Origin of the sequence: Roseburia sp. AF20-18LB, assembly GCF_003461185.1 — a bacterium.
Lineage (GTDB): Bacteria > Bacillota > Clostridia > Lachnospirales > Lachnospiraceae > Roseburia_C > Roseburia_C amylophila.
This window is the reverse complement of sequence record NZ_QTWP01000001.1, coordinates 492,262-510,257: the sequence shown is the minus strand read 5'-3', so window position 1 is coordinate 510,257 and position 17,996 is coordinate 492,262. Positions and strand designations below refer to the sequence as shown.

General features: G+C 41.9%; 18 protein-coding genes and 2 tRNA genes. 16 read left to right on the top strand and 4 right to left on the bottom strand.

Annotated elements, in window-relative coordinates:
- Positions 1-23: 23 nt before the first annotated feature.
- Positions 24-108 (bottom strand) — tRNA-Leu (locus DWX65_RS02525).
- Between the two features lie 183 nt (positions 109-291).
- Here DWX65_RS02525 and DWX65_RS02520 point away from each other — a divergent pair.
- The 6 genes from DWX65_RS02520 to DWX65_RS02495 all read left to right on the top strand — a co-directional run bounded on the left by DWX65_RS02520 (position 292) and on the right by DWX65_RS02495 (position 4,098).
- A tRNA-Leu gene (locus tag DWX65_RS02520) sits at positions 292-375 on the top strand.
- 239 nt (positions 376-614) lie between these two features.
- A complete protein-coding gene (gene ylxM / locus DWX65_RS02515; protein WP_117946616.1) occupies positions 615-959 on the top strand; it encodes a YlxM family DNA-binding protein in 345 nt (114 codons plus the stop codon).
- 1 nt (position 960) lies between these two features.
- Positions 961-2,322, top strand: coding sequence for a signal recognition particle protein (gene ffh, locus DWX65_RS02510; RefSeq protein ID WP_117946614.1), 1,362 nt, complete (start codon positions 961-963; stop codon positions 2,320-2,322).
- A gap of 49 nt (positions 2,323-2,371) precedes the next feature.
- A complete protein-coding gene (gene rpsP, locus DWX65_RS02505; RefSeq protein WP_022243187.1) occupies positions 2,372-2,617 on the top strand; it encodes a 30S ribosomal protein S16 in 246 nt (81 codons plus the stop codon).
- Between the two features lie 12 nt (positions 2,618-2,629).
- Positions 2,630-2,857 carry a KH domain-containing protein gene (locus DWX65_RS02500; RefSeq protein ID WP_022243186.1) on the top strand — a complete coding sequence of 76 codons (228 nt, stop codon included), beginning with the start codon at positions 2,630-2,632 and terminating at the stop codon, positions 2,855-2,857.
- A gap of 308 nt (positions 2,858-3,165) precedes the next feature.
- Positions 3,166-4,098, top strand: a complete 933-nt coding sequence (locus DWX65_RS02495) for a hypothetical protein (RefSeq protein ID WP_118172715.1) — start codon at positions 3,166-3,168, stop codon at positions 4,096-4,098.
- A 103-nt stretch (positions 4,099-4,201) separates the two neighbouring features.
- Here DWX65_RS02495 and DWX65_RS02490 read toward each other — a convergent pair whose 3' ends face one another.
- Together DWX65_RS02490 and pyrB are read right to left on the bottom strand one after the other, a co-directional pair.
- Positions 4,202-4,642, bottom strand: a complete 441-nt coding sequence (locus tag DWX65_RS02490; RefSeq protein ID WP_022243184.1) for an aspartate carbamoyltransferase regulatory subunit — start codon at positions 4,640-4,642, stop codon at positions 4,202-4,204.
- 5 nt (positions 4,643-4,647) lie between these two features.
- On the bottom strand, positions 4,648-5,562 hold the full coding sequence (gene pyrB, locus DWX65_RS02485) for an aspartate carbamoyltransferase (RefSeq protein WP_022243183.1): 915 nt from the start codon (positions 5,560-5,562) through the stop codon (positions 4,648-4,650).
- Positions 5,563-5,741: 179 nt separating this feature from the next.
- Between pyrB and DWX65_RS02480 the strand changes: the two genes are divergently transcribed.
- Positions 5,742-6,158, top strand: a complete 417-nt coding sequence (locus tag DWX65_RS02480; RefSeq protein ID WP_022243182.1) for a PH domain-containing protein — start codon at positions 5,742-5,744, stop codon at positions 6,156-6,158.
- An 86-nt stretch (positions 6,159-6,244) separates the two neighbouring features.
- Here the strand turns inward: DWX65_RS02480 and DWX65_RS02475 are convergent, their stop codons facing one another.
- Complete coding sequence (locus DWX65_RS02475; protein WP_118172714.1) at positions 6,245-6,643, bottom strand: putative ABC transporter permease; 399 nt, start codon at positions 6,641-6,643, stop codon at positions 6,245-6,247.
- Between the two features lie 346 nt (positions 6,644-6,989).
- Between DWX65_RS02475 and DWX65_RS02470 the strand changes: the two genes are divergently transcribed.
- Genes DWX65_RS02470 through pknB form a run of 9 tightly spaced genes read left to right on the top strand, consistent with a single transcriptional unit; the run spans position 6,990 to position 17,989 of the window.
- Complete coding sequence (locus DWX65_RS02470) at positions 6,990-8,444, top strand: UDP-N-acetylmuramoyl-L-alanyl-D-glutamate--2,6-diaminopimelate ligase (RefSeq protein WP_118172713.1); 1,455 nt, start codon at positions 6,990-6,992, stop codon at positions 8,442-8,444.
- Between the two features lie 9 nt (positions 8,445-8,453).
- Positions 8,454-10,679, top strand: a complete 2,226-nt coding sequence (gene priA, locus DWX65_RS02465; RefSeq protein ID WP_118172712.1) for a replication restart helicase PriA — start codon at positions 8,454-8,456, stop codon at positions 10,677-10,679.
- A gap of 27 nt (positions 10,680-10,706) precedes the next feature.
- The gene (def, locus tag DWX65_RS02460) at positions 10,707-11,177 is read left to right on the top strand and encodes a peptide deformylase (RefSeq protein ID WP_022243178.1); all 471 of its coding nucleotides are present in this window, start codon (positions 10,707-10,709) and stop codon (positions 11,175-11,177) included.
- Between the two features lie 2 nt (positions 11,178-11,179).
- Complete coding sequence (fmt, locus tag DWX65_RS02455) at positions 11,180-12,121, top strand: methionyl-tRNA formyltransferase (protein WP_118172711.1); 942 nt, start codon at positions 11,180-11,182, stop codon at positions 12,119-12,121.
- 15 nt (positions 12,122-12,136) lie between these two features.
- Positions 12,137-12,841: a zinc metallopeptidase gene (locus tag DWX65_RS02450; protein ID WP_118172710.1), complete on the top strand. Its 705-nt coding sequence runs from the start codon at positions 12,137-12,139 to the stop codon at positions 12,839-12,841.
- A complete protein-coding gene (gene rsmB / locus DWX65_RS02445; RefSeq protein WP_118172709.1) occupies positions 12,834-14,144 on the top strand; it encodes a 16S rRNA (cytosine(967)-C(5))-methyltransferase RsmB in 1,311 nt (436 codons plus the stop codon). The genes DWX65_RS02450 and rsmB overlap by 8 nt, the downstream gene beginning before the upstream one ends.
- On the top strand, positions 14,141-15,178 hold the full coding sequence (gene rlmN / locus DWX65_RS02440) for a 23S rRNA (adenine(2503)-C(2))-methyltransferase RlmN (protein WP_022243174.1): 1,038 nt from the start codon (positions 14,141-14,143) through the stop codon (positions 15,176-15,178). Before rsmB ends, rlmN begins: the two co-directional genes overlap by 4 nt.
- Positions 15,179-15,188: 10 nt before the next feature.
- Complete coding sequence (locus DWX65_RS02435) at positions 15,189-15,932, top strand: Stp1/IreP family PP2C-type Ser/Thr phosphatase (RefSeq protein WP_118087338.1); 744 nt, start codon at positions 15,189-15,191, stop codon at positions 15,930-15,932.
- A complete protein-coding gene (gene pknB / locus DWX65_RS02430) occupies positions 15,926-17,989 on the top strand; it encodes a Stk1 family PASTA domain-containing Ser/Thr kinase (RefSeq protein WP_118172708.1) in 2,064 nt (687 codons plus the stop codon). The genes DWX65_RS02435 and pknB overlap by 7 nt, the downstream gene beginning before the upstream one ends.
- Positions 17,990-17,996: the final 7 nt, after the last annotated feature.

Sequence of the window (17,996 nt, the reverse complement as noted above, 5' to 3'; positions counted from 1 at the left end):
AGGCTTCCCGCTCCATTAAATAATGCGGAAGATGGGACTTGAACCCACACAAGCGCAATGCTTACAAGATCCTTAGTCTTGCTCGTCTGCCAGTTCCGACACTTCCGCATACCGTATGAACTTACGTCTCATGACGACTTGTAAATAGTAACAAATTCCGGGACAATTGTCAATGCCTATTTTTAACTTTTTTCGATTTTTGTCAATTTTATATATTTTTTCAAAAAAAGGGAAAAAATTAAAAATAGGGGTTGACTTATTACCGTTGAAACGGTAAAATATCATTTGTTCGCAGGAGTGGCGGAATTGGCAGACGCGCAGGCTTCAGGTGCCTGTGGTAGCAATATCGTGTGGGTTCAAGTCCCATCTCCTGCATGAAAAAAGCCTTGATGATATCAGGGCTTTTTTGCTGTTACAAAGTATTCGTAAGAAGCTGCCGGCAGCAGGCTTTGCAACTCTGAAATTACTTGATGAATCGTAAAAAGGAGCGTATAACAAATATTCGGAAAAATGAAAAGCGAGTGTAATAGAAGAAAAAGCAGGGTGTCAAGAAAAAATACTTGACACCCTGCTTGCTTTATAGTATGATAGCTAAGGTCGCAAGGAGTGAGAACATGGAAGAAAAAGTAGAACAGGCTTATTTATATGATTTTTATGGAGAGCTGCTCAATGAACATCAGAGAAGAATCTACGAAGATTTCGTGTTCAATGATTTATCTTTAGGCGAGATAGCTTCCTGCGAGGGCATCAGCCGCCAGGGTGTACATGACCTGATTAAGCGGTGCAATAAGATGCTGGAAGGCTATGAAGAGAAGCTTCATCTGGTAAAGAAGTTCTTAGAGACGAAGCAGAAGGTAGAAGAGATTAACAAATTAGCGGAAAGCTTCCGGGCAGGACGCAAGGATACAGTAATTGATGAAATAGAGAGAATTTCGGGAGAAATATTGGAGGAGCTGTAATATGGCATTTGACAGTCTTTCACAGAAACTTCAAAATGTATTTAAGAATCTTCGCAGTAAGGGAAGGCTTACGGAAGATGATGTGAAGGCAGCACTGAAAGAAGTAAAGATGGCTCTGCTTGAAGCAGATGTTAACTTTAAGGTAGTAAAACAGTTTACCAAAGCGGTGCAGGAGCGTGCAATTGGTTCCGATGTAATGAACGGATTGAATCCTGGACAGATGGTAATTAAAATTGTAAATGAAGAGATGGTCAGGCTCATGGGTTCCGAGACAACGGAGATAGCACTTCGTCCGGGACAGCAGATTACCGTTATTATGATGGTAGGTCTTCAGGGAGCTGGTAAAACCACCACAACCGCTAAGATTGCAGGTAAGTTAAAGCAGAAGGGCAAGAAACCACTGCTGGTAGCCTGTGATGTGTATCGCCCGGCTGCTATTGAGCAGTTGAAAATCAATGGAGAGAAGCAGGAAGTTGAAGTATTCTCCATGGGCGATAAGAATAAGCCGGTAAATATTGCGAAAGCGGCAGTTGAGCATGCAGCAAAGAATGGCAATCAGGTTGTCATCTTAGATACCGCCGGACGTCTTCATGTAGATGAAGATATGATGGATGAGTTGATTGAGATAAAAGAAAATGTCGATGTGGCACAGACCATTTTGGTTGTAGATGCCATGACCGGACAGGATGCCGTAAATGTGGCAGGAACGTTCGATGAGAAGATTGGAATTGACGGAGTCGTGCTGACAAAGTTAGACGGTGATACCCGGGGTGGAGCAGCGTTATCTATCCGTGCGGTAACCGGAAAGCCGATCCTTTATGTTGGTATGGGTGAGAAACTTTCCGATTTGGAACAGTTCTATCCGGATCGTATGGCAAGCAGAATTCTTGGCATGGGCGATGTGCTTACACTCATTGAAAAAGCACAGAGTGAGATTGATATAGATGAAGAAAAAGCCAAAGACATGCAGCAGCGTCTGAAGAAAGCGGACTTTACCTTTGATGATTATCTGCTTTCCATGGAACAGATGAAGAAAATGGGCGGTCTTGGTAATATTCTTGGAATGCTGCCGGGACTGGGCGGCGGAAAGATGCCGGATATTGATGAAGGTGAAGCTGAGAAAAATATGGCACGTACAACAGCCATCATCTATTCCATGACAAAGAAGGAAAGAAGTAATCCTTCACTTTTGAATCCGAGCCGTAAGCACCGGATTGCAAAAGGTGCAGGCGTAGATATCAGTGAAGTAAACCGTCTGGTAAAGCAGTTTGAACAGGCGAAGAAAATGATGAAACAGATGCCCGGACTTATGGGTGGACGTGGACGCGGTGGTAAAATGGGAAAATTCAAGTTTCCTTTTTAACATATAAGCATTTGCTTAGGATAGCATAATTCAAGGAGGTGAAACAGTAATGGCAGTAAAGATCAGATTAAGAAGATTAGGACAGAAAAAGGCTCCTTTCTATAGAATCGTAGTTGCAGATTCCCGTTCCCCAAGAGATGGAAAATGCATCGAAGAGATTGGAACTTATGACCCAACTAAGGATCCTAGTGAGTACCATGTAAATGAAGAACTGGCTAAGAAATGGTTAGCAAACGGCGCACAGCCAACAGAAACCGTAAACCGTATCTTCAAAGCAACCGGTATCGTAAAATAGTGAGGTGTACCTATGAAGGAATTAGTAGAAGTAATTGCAAAATCACTTGTAGATTACCCGGATGAGGTCAATGTCACAGAGACAGAGAACGAGAAAGCCATCGTATTGGAACTGCGCGTAGCTCAGTCCGACATGGGTAAGGTAATCGGAAAACAGGGACGCATTGCAAAGGCAATCCGTTCTGTTGTGAAAGCAGCAGCCTCAAAAGAAAACAAAAAAGTAATCGTTGATATTATGTAATAATATCGATGACATAAAAGGAAGCAGCAGAGTAGTCTGTTGCTTCCTTTTTATCTATATGCACAGGAATTCGTTCCTGTGCACTTTTCCATCTTGTCCCATTGTGCGACATATGTTAAAATACAAAAAAGCATACATTAATACAATCGAAATAGCAAATTCTATTATTCAAATCTTGTTTCATTTTGAACATGACATTTCTGTATCTATCTATGCTTTTATTCACTAATTAATCAAAAAAGCAGGAGAGGTACAGCAGTGGATTTTGTAGCAATGGTTCTCCTGCCACATACAAGGAGGACTTGCCTATGACAAGAGAAACAAATGAAAACACACCGGTAGCAAACCGTAAATTCAAGGACACTATTTTTCGCATGCTATTTTCGGAAAAGGAAGCTTTGCTGTCACTTTATAATGCGGTTAATAGCAGTAATTATACGGATGCAGATGCACTGGAAATTGTAACTTTAGAAAATGCTATTTATATGGGAATGAAGAATGACCTGGCTTTTATTCTGGATATGAATCTTTATCTATATGAACATCAATCCACAATAAATCCGAACATTCCGCTTCGGGATTTATTTTATATTGCAGCAGAATACCAGAGGCTTGTAGATAAGAAATCCCTATATTCTTCTGCATTACAGAAAATTCCCAATCCCCATTTTATTGTATTTTATAACGGAAGCATGCCGATAGAGGATTGTTGTACCAGACGGCTGTCAGATGCGTTTTATCATGCAACAGACAATCCATCTTTGGAGCTTGTTGTTACCACATTTAATGTGAATGTGGGGCACAACACGGAGTTAATGTCCCAGTGCCAGATATTGAGGGAATATTCCATTTATGTCGCAAAAGTGCGTGTTTTTACGGAACAGATGCCAGTAGATGCTGCTGTACAAAAAGCAGTTGCAGAATGCATCCATGAAAATATTCTGGCAGATTTCCTTAGGAAAAATCAGGCGGAGGTAATTGCTATGAGTATATTTGAATATGACAAAGAGGAAGAGGAAAAGAAATTAAGGAAAGCAGAATTTGAAGCAGGAGTCGAGCATGGAATAGAGCAGAGTTTAGTTTCACTTGTAATAAAGAAAATGAAAAAAGGAAAATCTGTAGAAGAAATTGCGGATATGCTAGAAGAAACTCCGGAAAAAATTCAAAATATATGTGAACTGGCGAGAAATATGGAACCAGACTATGATGTAGAGAAAATCTGTGGACAATTGTCAAGATAAAAAGATAAAACAGTAAGTTTTTTCTGGGGAAAAGAAAAGCAGTTATATAGTTTTATAAAAAGTGCACAGGAATTCGTTCCTGTGCACTTTTTAACAATTTTACTTATGCGCGAAAACCGTAGTCGGTATACATTTCTTCGCAGTATTTGCAGCGATAGGTTTCTTCTTTTTCATCTGTGAGCAGGAAAATCTGGTCTAATTCCTGTTCGATGGAAGTGATGCAGCGTGGGTTCTTGCAACGGATTACATTTTTTACCTGCTTTGGAAGATGCAGTTCCTTTTTCTCAACGATTTTATCGCCTTTGATAATATTTACGGTAATATTGTGGTCGATAAAACCTAAGATATCTAAGTCTAAGGCATCAATCGGGCATTCGACTTTGATGATGTCTTTTTTTCCCATTTTATTGCTTTTGGCATTCTTGATAATGGCAACGGTACAGTCTAACTTGTCCAGCTTTAAATTGTGATAGATAGAAAGGCTCATACCGGCTTTGATATGGTCGAGAACGAAACCTTCATGAATTCCACTGATATTTAACATATTGATTACCTCCATTTTAATAGTGTAAGAATCAGAGCCATTCGCACATAGACACCGTACTGTGCCTGACGGAAATAAGCAGCTCTTGGGTCATCATCTACTTCTACGGATATTTCATTGACACGAGGAAGTGGATGAAGAACATACATATCGTCCTTGGCAAGTTTCATTTTTTCCTTGTCTAATATGTAATAGTTTTTCAGACGGACATAATCTTCTTCATTGAAGAAACGTTCCTTCTGCACTCTGGTCATATAAAGAATATCAAGTTTTGGCATTGCATCATCCAGTCTTGTTACTTCTTCAAACGGAATATTATTTTTTACCAGAACGTCTTCGCGGATATAGTCCGGAATTTTAAGTTCTTCCGGAGAAATAAGAACGAAGCGGATTCCGGGATAACGAATCAGTGCATTAATCAGAGAGTGCACGGTCCGGCCGAATTTTAAATCACCGCATAAACCGATTGTCATATTGTCTAATTTCCCTTTTAAAGAACGAATGGTTAATAAATCAGTTAATGTCTGGGTTGGATGTTGATGACCGCCATCACCGGCGTTGATTACTGGAATAGAAGATTTCTGGGAAGCTACGAGAGGCGCACCTTCCTTTGGATGACGCATGGCACATATATCTGCGTAACAGGAAATGATTCGGATAGTATCGGAAACACTTTCACCTTTTGCTGCGGATGAACTGTCTGCACTGGCAAAACCAAGAACAGAACCACCAAGGTTTAACATGGCAGCTTCAAAACTAAGACGGGTACGGGTACTTGGTTCATAGAAACAGGTTGCAAGTTTCATGCCATCACAGGCATGTGCATATTTTTGTGGATTTTTTTCAATATCACCTGCTAAATCCAGCAGTTGATCCAGCTCCTCTACGGATAAATCGAGGGGACTCATTAAGTGTCGCATAAGATTCCTCCTGTATGATGTTTTTAGTAATGTCATCTAGGCATTTTTACTATCATATAATAATAAAATATAAAATTCAAGGTAAAATATAAAGACGCAATATTCTGAAATTTGAAAAATTTTTCAGTATATGATAAAGTAGGGTATCATAAGGTGATGCAAAGAGAAGGAGAGCAAAAATGATTGAGGAAAGAAATGACATGCAGATGGACTTTGATGAGGATGCCCAGTACACAGAACGCAAGAGAATACTCTTTTTCGGTCTGCCATGGACCTTTACCAAATATAACATCAAACCAAGTGTAATTACTGTAGATGCAGGCTTATTCAAAATTGAAGAAAATGACTGCTATATGTATAAGGTACAGGATGTAAAATTAACGGCAACTTTGCTGGAGCGGATGTTCGGACTTGGAACTGTAATCTGTTATACCGGAGATGTTACCACACCGGAGCTTCGGCTGACACATATCAAACATTCCAGGGAAGTAAAAAATTACATCTTAAAAGCATCCGAAATTGCAAGAATGAAACGCCGTACTTTAAATACGTTAGATATTGGAGCTGGCGCAGATATTGATGATTTAGACTCATAAGCGTAACAGGACATTGCAGGATTCAGGCATCGCACGGACTTAATAAAGAAGTTCCGTGCGATGCTGTTTTATGCAGAAAAGGGGATTTAAGATTTTCTCCGGGGAACAGTGGTAACACGTTCAAATAGGAGACCTGCCATCATCCAGAGAGGCGCATAGTCTAAGCGGATGACACCGTTGATATTGGTTTTGGCATTGCTGTAATCCCATGGACAGATGCCCTTTTTCTTTAAGAAGGTTCCGGTCAGATACTCACAGACAAAGATACCGGCAGAGTAAATGGAACCCCGGAAGATGGCAGGCATCTTATGAATGTGCTTATAAACCGGCGGAATAACCGCCGCCATGCCATAAATCGGGAACATCCAGATAGAAGTATGTCCCGTCAGTTTAAAATTGTTATTGCGGATAGAATCAAGGGAGGTGAAGATAATTTCCATGCACCAGCCCGTGAGTCCGCATATCATAAAATTATTCTTCATCATAAGAAAAGTATCTCCTTTGAATTTAGAAAAATACTATGAAATTATGAAACAGGGATGGAATGCGGCTGGTAATTTTTGTGTGTGAGAAATAACTGGTTGCCGGAACAAATCATAACAATATCAGAATTCTTAGTGCTTCTTGCAGGTCATTATGTTACATTCAGATTTCGTGAACATCCGGTTATTTCGGTTACACAATAAATACATTTGCAGCATCACCCTGTTTCGTAATTTCATAAAATATCTGTAAGAAATTATGAAATCTTTCATAAATAAAAAGTGGAAAACTTGTAAAAACCCACCTGGTAGCATATAATGATAAAAGTGTATTTTTAAGGATACGTCTATGGCATATCTTAAGGATTTACTAAAGCAGGTTACATATATTTGTACACGGGGAACGATGGATTGTAAGGTGACACATATCTGCCATGATTCCAGACAGGTGGTCAGAGGAAGCATGTTTATCTGCCTTGCGGGAAGCAGGGAAGACGGGCATGATTATCTTGCTCAGGCAATTCGTAAGGGAGCAGCAGTGTGTGTAGTATCAAAGCATGTCTGGGTGGAAGGTGATGTGACAGTCATCCGGGTACGCAATACCAGTGAAGCCATGGCATGGATAGCCAGAAATTATTATGGTGCACCGGCAGAAGCCATGCAGATGATAGGAATTACCGGAACAAAAGGAAAGACCACGACTGCCTGTATGTTGTATCAGATGTTAAAGGAAGCCGGGGTAAAATGCGGACTGATCGGAACTCTTGGCGTACGAAGAAGCGATGGATTAAAAAAGCCAGGCAGCAATACGACACCGGATGCTCTGGTATTACAGAAGGAACTGCGGGAAATGGCGGATGCCGGATGCAGTTGTTGTGTGATGGAAGTATCCTCCCAGGGACTGAAGCATTACCGGGTGGAAGGAATCACCTTTGCCATTGGAATTTATACTAATCTGTCCATGGACCATATCGGACCGGGGGAGCATCGGAGTTTTCGGGAGTATGCCTGCTGTAAAAAACGGCTTTTTGAGCGTAGCCGGATGATTTGTATCAATGCAGATGATAAATATCATGGTTTTATGACAGCGGATCTTTCGGCGCCGGTTTATACTTATGGAATCGAACAACCCTGCGATGTAAAAGCGGAGCATATCGTATATGAAAGAAGCAGTCGTGGATTAAATGTCACATATCAGACAACCGGGTGGATAAAGGATGAAATCGTATTAAAAATGCCCGGAACTGCCAATGTATATAATTCCCTTGCTGCCATGGAAGCAGCACATCTCCTTGGAATTTCCCCGGAGACGATAAGGAAAACCTTAAGAAATGTTTCAGTAAAAGGAAGAATTGAAGAAGTAAGAATTTCAGATAAATTTGATGTAGTCATTGATTATGCCCATAATGCGGCAAGTCTGGAATCCCTGATAAAGACATTGCGGCAGTATCAGCCCAAGCGTCTGGTATTATTGTTTGGCTGCGGTGGAAACCGTTCTCCGCTGCGGAGGTTTCAGATGGGGGAGACAGCCGGAAGACTTTCGGATATTACGATATTGACATCGGATAATCCAAGATATGAAAAGCCGGAAGCAATCCTTTCTGACATCGAACAGGGGATGAAGAGAACGAAAGGAAAATATAAAATTATCCCGGATAGAAGAGAAGCCATTTCCTATGCTGTTTCCAGGGCGCAGGAGGGCGATTTGATTGTAGTGGCAGGAAAAGGTCATGAAGAGTATCAGGAGATAGAAGGTCATTTTTATCCGATGAACGAACGGGAAATGATAGAGAACAGTATATGAGGTGAATCTATGGCAAAATATGCCAATATCATAATTGATATTTCTCATGAAAAATTAGATAAAACTTTTCAGTATCGGATTCCACCGGAAATGAAGGATGAGATAACGGAAGGAATGCAGGTCATTGTTCCCTTTGGAAACCGGACGATAAAGGGCTACGTGATAGAACTGACAGATAAAGCAGAATTTGACACGGCAAAATTAAAGGACATTAAAGCTGTTGATAGCAATGCCATGCAAATCGAATCACAGTTCATTGCCCTGGCAGCGTGGATGCGTAAAAATTATGGCGGAACCATGAACCAGGCATTAAAGACAGTGATTCCGATTAAAGAGAAAGCAAAGGAAAAAAAGAGCCGTCTGGTGCGTCTTGTACTTTCTTTTAACGAGGCGGCAAGCCTTTTGGAAGAATTGAAAAGAAAGCACAGAACTGCCCGGGCAAGACTGTTAGAAGCACTATTAGAAGAAACTGTCTTAAGTTATGATGTAATAACCAAAAAGCTTCATATTACGGCAGATGTCATCAAAGCAATGATGCAGCAGGGCGTTATAACGGTAGAAGAAGTGCGGACTTACCGTAACCCTGTCCGTACACAGGAGATGGGAGCCTATACCCTGACCTTAAATGCAATGCAGCAAAAAGTGGTGGATGCAGTGATAGAAAATGCCAGAACAGAAAAGAAGCCGTGCCTCATTCACGGAGTGACCGGAAGCGGTAAGACAGAAGTCTACATGGAACTGATTGCAGAAGCTGCCGGCAGGGGAAAGCAGTCCATCGTATTAATTCCGGAGATTGCACTGACTTATCAGACGGTGATGCGGTTTTACCATAGGTTTGGCGACCGGGTTTCCATTATGAATTCGAAACTGTCACCGGGAGAGCGTTCCGACCAGTTTGAGCGGGCAAAAAAAGGTGAAATTGATGTTATGATTGGCCCTCGTTCTGCTTTGTTCACACCTTTTTCAAATCTTGGGTATATTATAATAGACGAAGAGCATGAGGGTACTTATAAAAGTGAGACGATACCAAGGTATCATGCAAGGGAAACCGCAATAGAGCGGGCGGGAATGTCCGGTGCCACCGTGATTTTAGGCTCGGCGACCCCTTCCATAGAAAGCTTTTATCATGCAAAAAAGGGTGACTATTTACTCCTTTCCATGGATAAGCGGGTGAAGGAAAAGCCACTGCCGGAATGTGAAATTGTGGACTTAAGAGAAGAATTAAAGGCAAGAAACTTTTCGATTTTAAGCAGAAGCCTTCATGAAAAAATAGAGCAGCGGTTATTGCGGAAAGAACAGGTTATGCTATTTATTAACCGCAGGGGAATGGCAGGCTTTGTATCCTGCCGTGCCTGTGGTCATGTAATGAAATGTCCCCACTGTGATGTGTCATTGCATGCACATAATAATGGAAAACTGATATGTCACTATTGTGGTTATGAGCAAAATCATGTTAAGATATGTCCGAGCTGTGGTTCAAAATATATCAGTGGTTTTAAAGCCGGAACCCAGAAAATTGAGGAACTGGTAAAAAAAGAATTTCCTGAGGCAAGGATTCTTCGGATGGATTTTGATACCACAAGAAGCAAAGACAGCTATGAGAAAATCCTCTCCGCATTTGCCAATCAGGAAGCAGATATCCTGATTGGAACCCAGATGATTGTAAAAGGACATGATTTTCCAAATGTAACATTAGTAGGAGTGCTGGCGGCAGACTTATCTCTTTATGTATCCGATTATCATGCCGCTGAGAGAACCTTTCAGCTTCTGACCCAGGCAGCCGGAAGGGCAGGACGAGGTGAGAAACCGGGAGAGGTCATTATCCAGACTTATAATCCGGAGCACTACAGTGTCATCTGTGCAAAGAATCAGGATTATAACCAGTTCTATGAAGAGGAAATTTTCTACCGGCAGGCAATGCGTTATCCGCCGGTATGGCATATGCTGGTTGTGCTTTGTGCATCAAAAGAAGAAGCAGAAGCCTATGCATGTGCAAAAGAGCTTGCAGATACCATGGAAAAAGTGCAGGCTGATAAAAAGCTTCAGATGATTGGACCAGCAGATGCAGCAGTAGCCAGGGTAAATGACATTTATAAAAAAGTACTTTATTTCAAACACCCGGATTATGGTGTGTTGATTCAGATAAAAGATAAAGTAGAACAGCTTATGGAAGAAAAACAGGGAGTAAGAAACGTATCGGTGCAATTTGATTTTGACCCGGTAAATGGCTTTTAGAGAAAGGAATTTAAGGAGGAAGTAAAAATGGCATTAAGACAGATCCGGACAGTAGGAGATCCGGTATTGACAAAGACCTGTAAAGAAATTAAAGAGATAACACCAAAGATTTTGGAACTGGCAGATGATATGTTAGAAACCATGTATGAAGCCAATGGTGTGGGACTTGCTGCACCGCAGGTTGGAATCTTAAAGAGAATGGTAGTTATTGATATCGGAGATGGTCCGATTCTTATGATTAATCCTGAGATTATCGAGACTTCCGGAACCCAGACAGGGGATGAAGGCTGCTTAAGTCTTCCGGGCAAGGCAGGAACAGTTACAAGACCAAATTATGTAAAAGCCCGTGCATTTAATGAAGATGGTGATGAATATGAGATTGAGGGAACAGAGCTTTTAGCAAGAGCAATCTGTCATGAATTAGACCATCTGGATGGACATATGTATACGGAAAAAGTAGAGGGTGAGCTTCATGACGTAGTCTATGAGGAGGGTTAGAAATGAAAGTAATATTTATGGGAACACCGGATTTTGCAGTGGGTACATTAGAGGCAATTGTGGCAGCAGGACATGAAGTAGTGCTTGTAGTAACACAGCCGGATAAACCAAAGGGAAGAGGAAAGAGCATGCAGTATCCTCCGGTAAAGGAAGCTGCAATCGCCCATGAAATTGAAGTGTATCAGCCGGAGCGTGTGCGTCGCCCAGAATGCACAGAATATCTGGCAAAGTATCAGCCGGACATCATTGTGGTAGCAGCCTTTGGACAGATACTTCCAAAAGAAATTTTAGAGATGCCAAAATATGGCTGCATCAATGTCCATGCATCCCTGCTTCCAAAATACCGTGGGGCTGCACCAATCCAGTGGGCAGTAATCAATGGAGAGAAGGCTTCCGGCGTAACGATTATGCGTATGGATGAAGGCCTGGATACCGGAGATATGATAGCATCTGTGACCGTGGAACTGGATGCACAGGAGACCGGTGGCAGCCTTTTTGATAAATTGCAGGATGCCGGGGCACAATTATGTGTAGAAACCATGAAATCCATTGAAGATGGTACAGCAGTGTATACACCACAGGATAATGAGATTGCAACGCATACCAAAATGATTCAGAAGTCATTGGGAAAGATTAACTGGTCTTTATCTGCAGTGCAGATTGAGAGGCTGATTCGTGGACTGAATCCATGGCCGAGTGCCTATACTTACCTTTCCGGTAAGACATTGAAAATCTGGAAGGCAACGGTACATCCGGGCAATACGGATGCTGCACCGGGAACAGTGGTAAAGGCAGATAAACAGAGCCTTGTCATACAGACAGGCGTTGACCGTCTTTCGCTGGAAGAAGTGCAGTTAGAAGGAAAAAAGCGTATGCCGGTTGCTGATTTCTTACGTGGATTTACAATCAAAAACGGAACGGTGCTTGGAACAAAACAGCAATAAAAAGGAGGAATTCATATGCCATATTATTATTGGTGGGACCCGACTTATTTCTTGGTAATTATTGGTGCAGTAATCTGCCTTCTGGCATCTGCCCATGTAAACAACACGTTTAAAAAATATTCAAAATACCGCAGTATGTCCGGAATGACAGGTGCACAGGCGGCACAGAGAATCTTAAATGCAGCAGGCATTTATGATGTGGAAATCCGCCATATTTCCGGAAACCTTACCGACCATTATGACCCGAGAAATAAGACTTTAAGTCTTTCAGACAGTGTCTATGGTTCGACATCTGTTGCGGCAGTTGGTGTAGCAGCCCATGAGTGTGGACATGCTATCCAGCATCAGAAGAATTATGCACCGCTTACCATTCGTGGTGCCATTGTTCCGGTAGCCAATATCGGTTCTACACTGGCATGGCCGCTGATCCTGATTGGATTATTTATCAGCAGCCGCAGTGGTCAGGCATTGATTACAGCAGGAATCATCTGCTTTTCACTGGCAGTATTATTTCAGATTGTAACACTTCCGGTAGAATTTAATGCATCGAGAAGAGCAGTAAGAATCCTTGGAGAGACAGGAATCTTAGGAGAACAGGAACTGGGCTATACGAGAAAAGTTTTAGGAGCTGCAGCGTTAACCTATGTAGCGGGAGCAGCTTCAGCGATTCTTCAGTTACTGCGTCTGATTTTATTATTTGGAGGACGACGGGATGACTGATTCGGTGAACAGCCGGGAACTGGTGCTTGCAATTTTGCTGGCGATAACAAAGGATGGCATATACAGCCATGTGGCGATTTCTGATGTACTGACCAAATATCAGTATCTTGAGAAACAGGAGCGCAGCTTTATTACCAGAGTCAGCGAGGGTACTCTGGAGCGTATGCTGGAACTGGATTATATCATTAATCAGTTTTCCAGTGTGAAGGTGAATAAAATGAAGCCGGTAATCCGTTGTATTATCCGGAGTGCCGTCTACGAAATGAAATATATGGACAGTGTTCCGGTATCGGCTTCCTGCAACGAAGCAGTAAAGCTTGCAAAGAAAAAAGGCTTTGGAAAGCTTTCCGGATTTGTCAATGGAGTGATTCGGAATATCGGAAGAAATCTTGATAAGATTATATACCCGGATAAGGAAAAATCTTATAAACAGTATTTATCCGTAACCTGTTCCATCCCGGAATGGATGATTACGCTCTGGGAGAAAAATTATTCTCTGGAACGGATTGAAAAGATAGCAGAAGCATTTTTGAAAGAAGAACCACTGACCATAAGATGTAATCTTACGAAGATTACACCAGAAAGCTTGATGGAGCGTTTAAAAAATCGTGGTATGGAAGTGAACATAGATGAAAAACTTCCTTATGCATTGCATGTAAGAGGTGTGGATTATCTTGGCAGCATTCCGGAATTTGCGGAAGGACTTTTTTATGTGCAGGATTTAAGCTCCATGAAGGTGGCTGAGGCAGCAGAAGTAAAAGAAAATGATACTGTCATTGATGTGTGCGGAGCACCCGGTGGAAAGAGTATACATATTGCACAGCTGCTTTCCGGCAGTGGAAGGGTCATCACCAGGGATGTCAGTGAGTATAAAGTCTCTTTGATAGAAGAGAATATCAGACGTCATCAGGTGACCAATATGACAGCCGAGCAGTGGGATGCCCGTGTATCAGATAAAGGCAGTATCGGCAAAGCAGATGTAGTTATTGCCGATTTACCATGTTCCGGACTGGGTGTGCTCCGGAAAAAACCGGACATCAAATACCGGATGCAGCCGGAAGATATCAAGTCACTGATCGCATTACAACGGGAGATTTTATCCACGGTTCATCAGTATGTGAAGCCGGGTGGCAGAATGATTTACAGTACCTGCACCATTGATGCGGGAGAGAATGAAGAAAATGTTGCGTGGTTTATGGCAAATCATAAAGAATTTGAAGTAGAAAGCATGGAACAGATTCTGCCGGATGAATTAGGCAGTGACGGATTTTTCATTGCCAGATTAAGGAAACAGAATGTATGATAGAAAAAGTTGATGTAAAATCCTTGAATTTAAAAGAATTAGAAGAATTTCTTTTGTCTCTGGGAGAGAAGAAATTCCGGGCAAAGCAGATATATGAATGGATGCACATCCATCATGTCACCTCCTTTGATGAAATGACAAATCTTTCGAAGAATTTAAGGGAGACATTAAAAGAGAAAGCAGACCTTATAGTATTAGAAGAAGAACTGGTACAGATTTCGAAGATTGACGGAACGAGAAAGTACTTATTTGCATTGGCAGATGGGAATATGATAGAAAGTGTGCTGATGAAATATAAGCATGGCAATTCCGTATGTGTTTCTTCCCAGGTGGGCTGCCGTATGGGCTGCCGGTTCTGTGCATCAACACTGGACGGACTGGTGCGTAATCTGACACCATCGGAAATCTTAGAGCAGATATACCGGATTCAGGAGAGCATCGGAGAACGTATTTCCAATGTGGTAGTCATGGGAAGCGGAGAACCTATGGATAATTATGATAATATTGTAAAATTCATTGAACTGCTGACAGACGAGCATGGACTTCATATCAGCCAGAGAAATCTTACGGTATCTACCTGTGGACTGGTGCCACGGATGAAGCAGCTCGCTGATTTGAAGCTTCAGATTACACTGGCACTTTCCCTGCATGCATCCTCACAGGAAAAGAGGAAAGAGCTGATGCCGGTTGCCAACAGTTATGAGCTTTCCGAGGTCTTAGATGCCTGCAGATATTATTTTGACAAGACAGGACGAAGAATCACCTTTGAGTACAGTCTGGTGGGCGGCGTCAATGATACGGATGAGGATGCAGAGCGGCTGGTTAAGCTGGTTTCCGGCATGAACTGCCACATTAATCTGATTCCGGTAAATCCCATTAAAGAGCGGGATTATGTGCAGTCAGACCATGAGGAAATCCTCAAATTTAAAAATAAACTTGAAAAAAACGGAATTAATGTTACTATTAGAAGGGAAATGGGCAGAGATATTGATGGTGCCTGTGGACAGTTAAGAAAGAAATTTTTAGAAAGGTAGGTGGACTATCATGAAGACTTTTTCAATTACAGATATCGGACAAAAGCGCAGCTCCAATCAGGACTATGTCTTTTCCTCTGAGCAGCCGATTGGTAATCTGCCAAATCTTTTCATTGTTGCAGATGGAATGGGAGGACATAAAGCGGGAGATTATGCTTCCAGATATACGGTAGAGACATTAGAGAAGCTGATTCGTGAGTCGACATTGTCAGAGCCGGCTGCAATTATTGAGTCTGCAGTAAAGCAGGCAAATACCATGCTGTTAGAGGAAGCGAATCACCATGAGGAAATGAAGGGAATGGGAACTACTCTGGTAATTTGTACCATTCATGACAACGTGCTTACGGTTGCCAATGTGGGAGACAGCAGACTATATGTAGTAAATCAGGAAATCAGGCAGATTACGAAAGACCATTCGCTGGTAGAAGAAATGGTGCGGATGGGTGAGATGGACAAAGAAACAGCCCGGAATCACCGTGATAAAAACATTATTACAAGGGCAATCGGAGCAGTCCCGGAAGTGGATGTGGATTTCTTTGAGATTAATCTGGATCCGGAAGATGAAATACTTATGTGTACCGATGGATTAACCAACATGGTAGAGGATGCAGATATCAGAAATATTATGCTCAGTCAGCGTGATATTGCAGAACAAGCAGAAAGACTGGTAAAGACTGCCAATGAAAATGGCGGTAAAGACAACATTACAGTAATTGTAATAAAACCATTTTCGGATGAGGTGAAGATATGTTAACAGAGGGAATGTTTATCGCAGAACGTTATGAAATTATTGGGAAAATAGGCGCAGGCGGAATGTCTGATGTTTATAAGGCAAAGGATCATGTCTTAGGACGTTTTGTGGCAATTAAAGTTTTAAAGCAGGAATTCAGTGAAGATGTTAATTTTGTGACAAAGTTCCGTACAGAGGCACAGTCAGCAGCAGGCTTAGAGCATCCAAACATCGTAAATATCTATGATGTCGGAAGCGAAAACGGCATGCATTATATTGTTATGGAGTATGTGGATGGAATCACATTAAAGACATATATTGAGAAGAAAGGCAAACTGACTTACAAAGAAGCAGTCAGCATTGCCATTCAGGTAGGCAGAGGTATTGAGGCTGCACACAATAAAAATATTGTGCACCGTGATATCAAGCCACAGAATATTATTATTTCCACAGAAGGAAAAGTAAAGGTAACCGATTTTGGAATTGCCCGTGCAGCAACTTCCAACACCATTAATTCTGATGTTATGGGTTCCGTACATTATTCTTCTCCGGAGCAGGCAAGAAACGGTTTCGTAGATGGCAAGAGTGATATTTATTCTCTTGGAATTGTCATGTATGAAATGGTAACCGGAAGAGTTCCTTTTGATGGAGATACTACCGTTGCAGTAGCAATCCAGCATTTACAGGAAGAAATGGTTCCACCAACCGCGTATACACCGGACCTTCCAATCAGCTTGGAGAAGATTATTTTAAAATGTACACAGAAGAACCCGGACCGCCGTTATGAGAATATGGGCGAACTGTTGATTGATTTAAAGAAATGTCTGATTAGTCCGAATGAAGATTTTGTTACCATGGTTCCACTTGGCAGCAATGATAAGACAAGAGTCATCGGACAGGATGAATTAGAGCAGATCCGAGAAGGCTCCGGAAAAGTTTCCTATGATGAAGAGGAAGAAGCAGGAGAGGAAGAAGAACCGGATGAGGATGAATTAACAGAGGATGAGGAGAAGGAGAATGGAATTCTCAATCCGAAGATGGAAAAAGCAGTTACTATTATGGGAATTGTCGCTGCAGTTATCATCGTAGGAATCGTCATTTGCCTGGTTGGTAATATCCTTGGAATTTTCCGATTTGGCGGCAGCAAGAAAAATGATACCGAGACAGAGATTGCAACAGAAACCGAAACAGACACCGAAGATAAAATCGAAATGATTGATTTGCGTGGTCTTACTTTTGAAGAAGCACAGAATGAAATCAAAGATAAGAAGCTTGATATCAAGTTAGAAGAAGGCGAGGAGATTTCCTCTGATGATTATGAGGAAGGACAGATTGCCGAGCAGAGTGTGAAGAAGGGTGAATCTGTAAAGGCTGGCGATACCGTTACTGTCCGTATCAGCAGCGGAGCAGGAGATGTTCCGATTCCTGACGTAGCCGGTTATAAGTCTTCGGAAGCACAGAAAAAATTAGAGGATATGGGCTTTAAGGTAAGCACGGATTATGATTACAGCGATACCGTACAGCAGGATTATGTTATCAAGACTACACCGGATATCGGAACCAATGCGAAGAAGGGTGATACCATTACCCTGATTTTGAGCCGTGGTATTGAAAGCGTACAGGTACCGGATGTCAGAGGACACTCAGAAACTGATGCGAAAAATGAATTAACCGGTGTAGGCTTAAATGTTACAACCAAGACCGATTACAGTGATGATGTGGCAGAAGGCCTTGTTATCAGTCAGGATCCGGTAAATGGCAAATTTGTTGACCGTGGAACAACCGTTACCCTGACCATCAGTTTAGGCAAGAAGACCACATACTATTCTTATAAGAGTGATACATTAGCAGTACCGCAGGATGGCAAGAATTATACCGGCGGAACCGTTACACTGAAAGGTTCTGATGGAAGTACCCTCTGGACAACAACCTTCGAGGGAACAACACCTGGTTCTGTGAATGTAGATAATATTAAAAATATGAGCAGCGGTACCCTTGAGGTTGACTGGACATATACCAACGAAGATGGTACAACAGGAACCAATGTGGTATCGACCTCTGTAAACTTTACTGAAAAATAAGGATGCA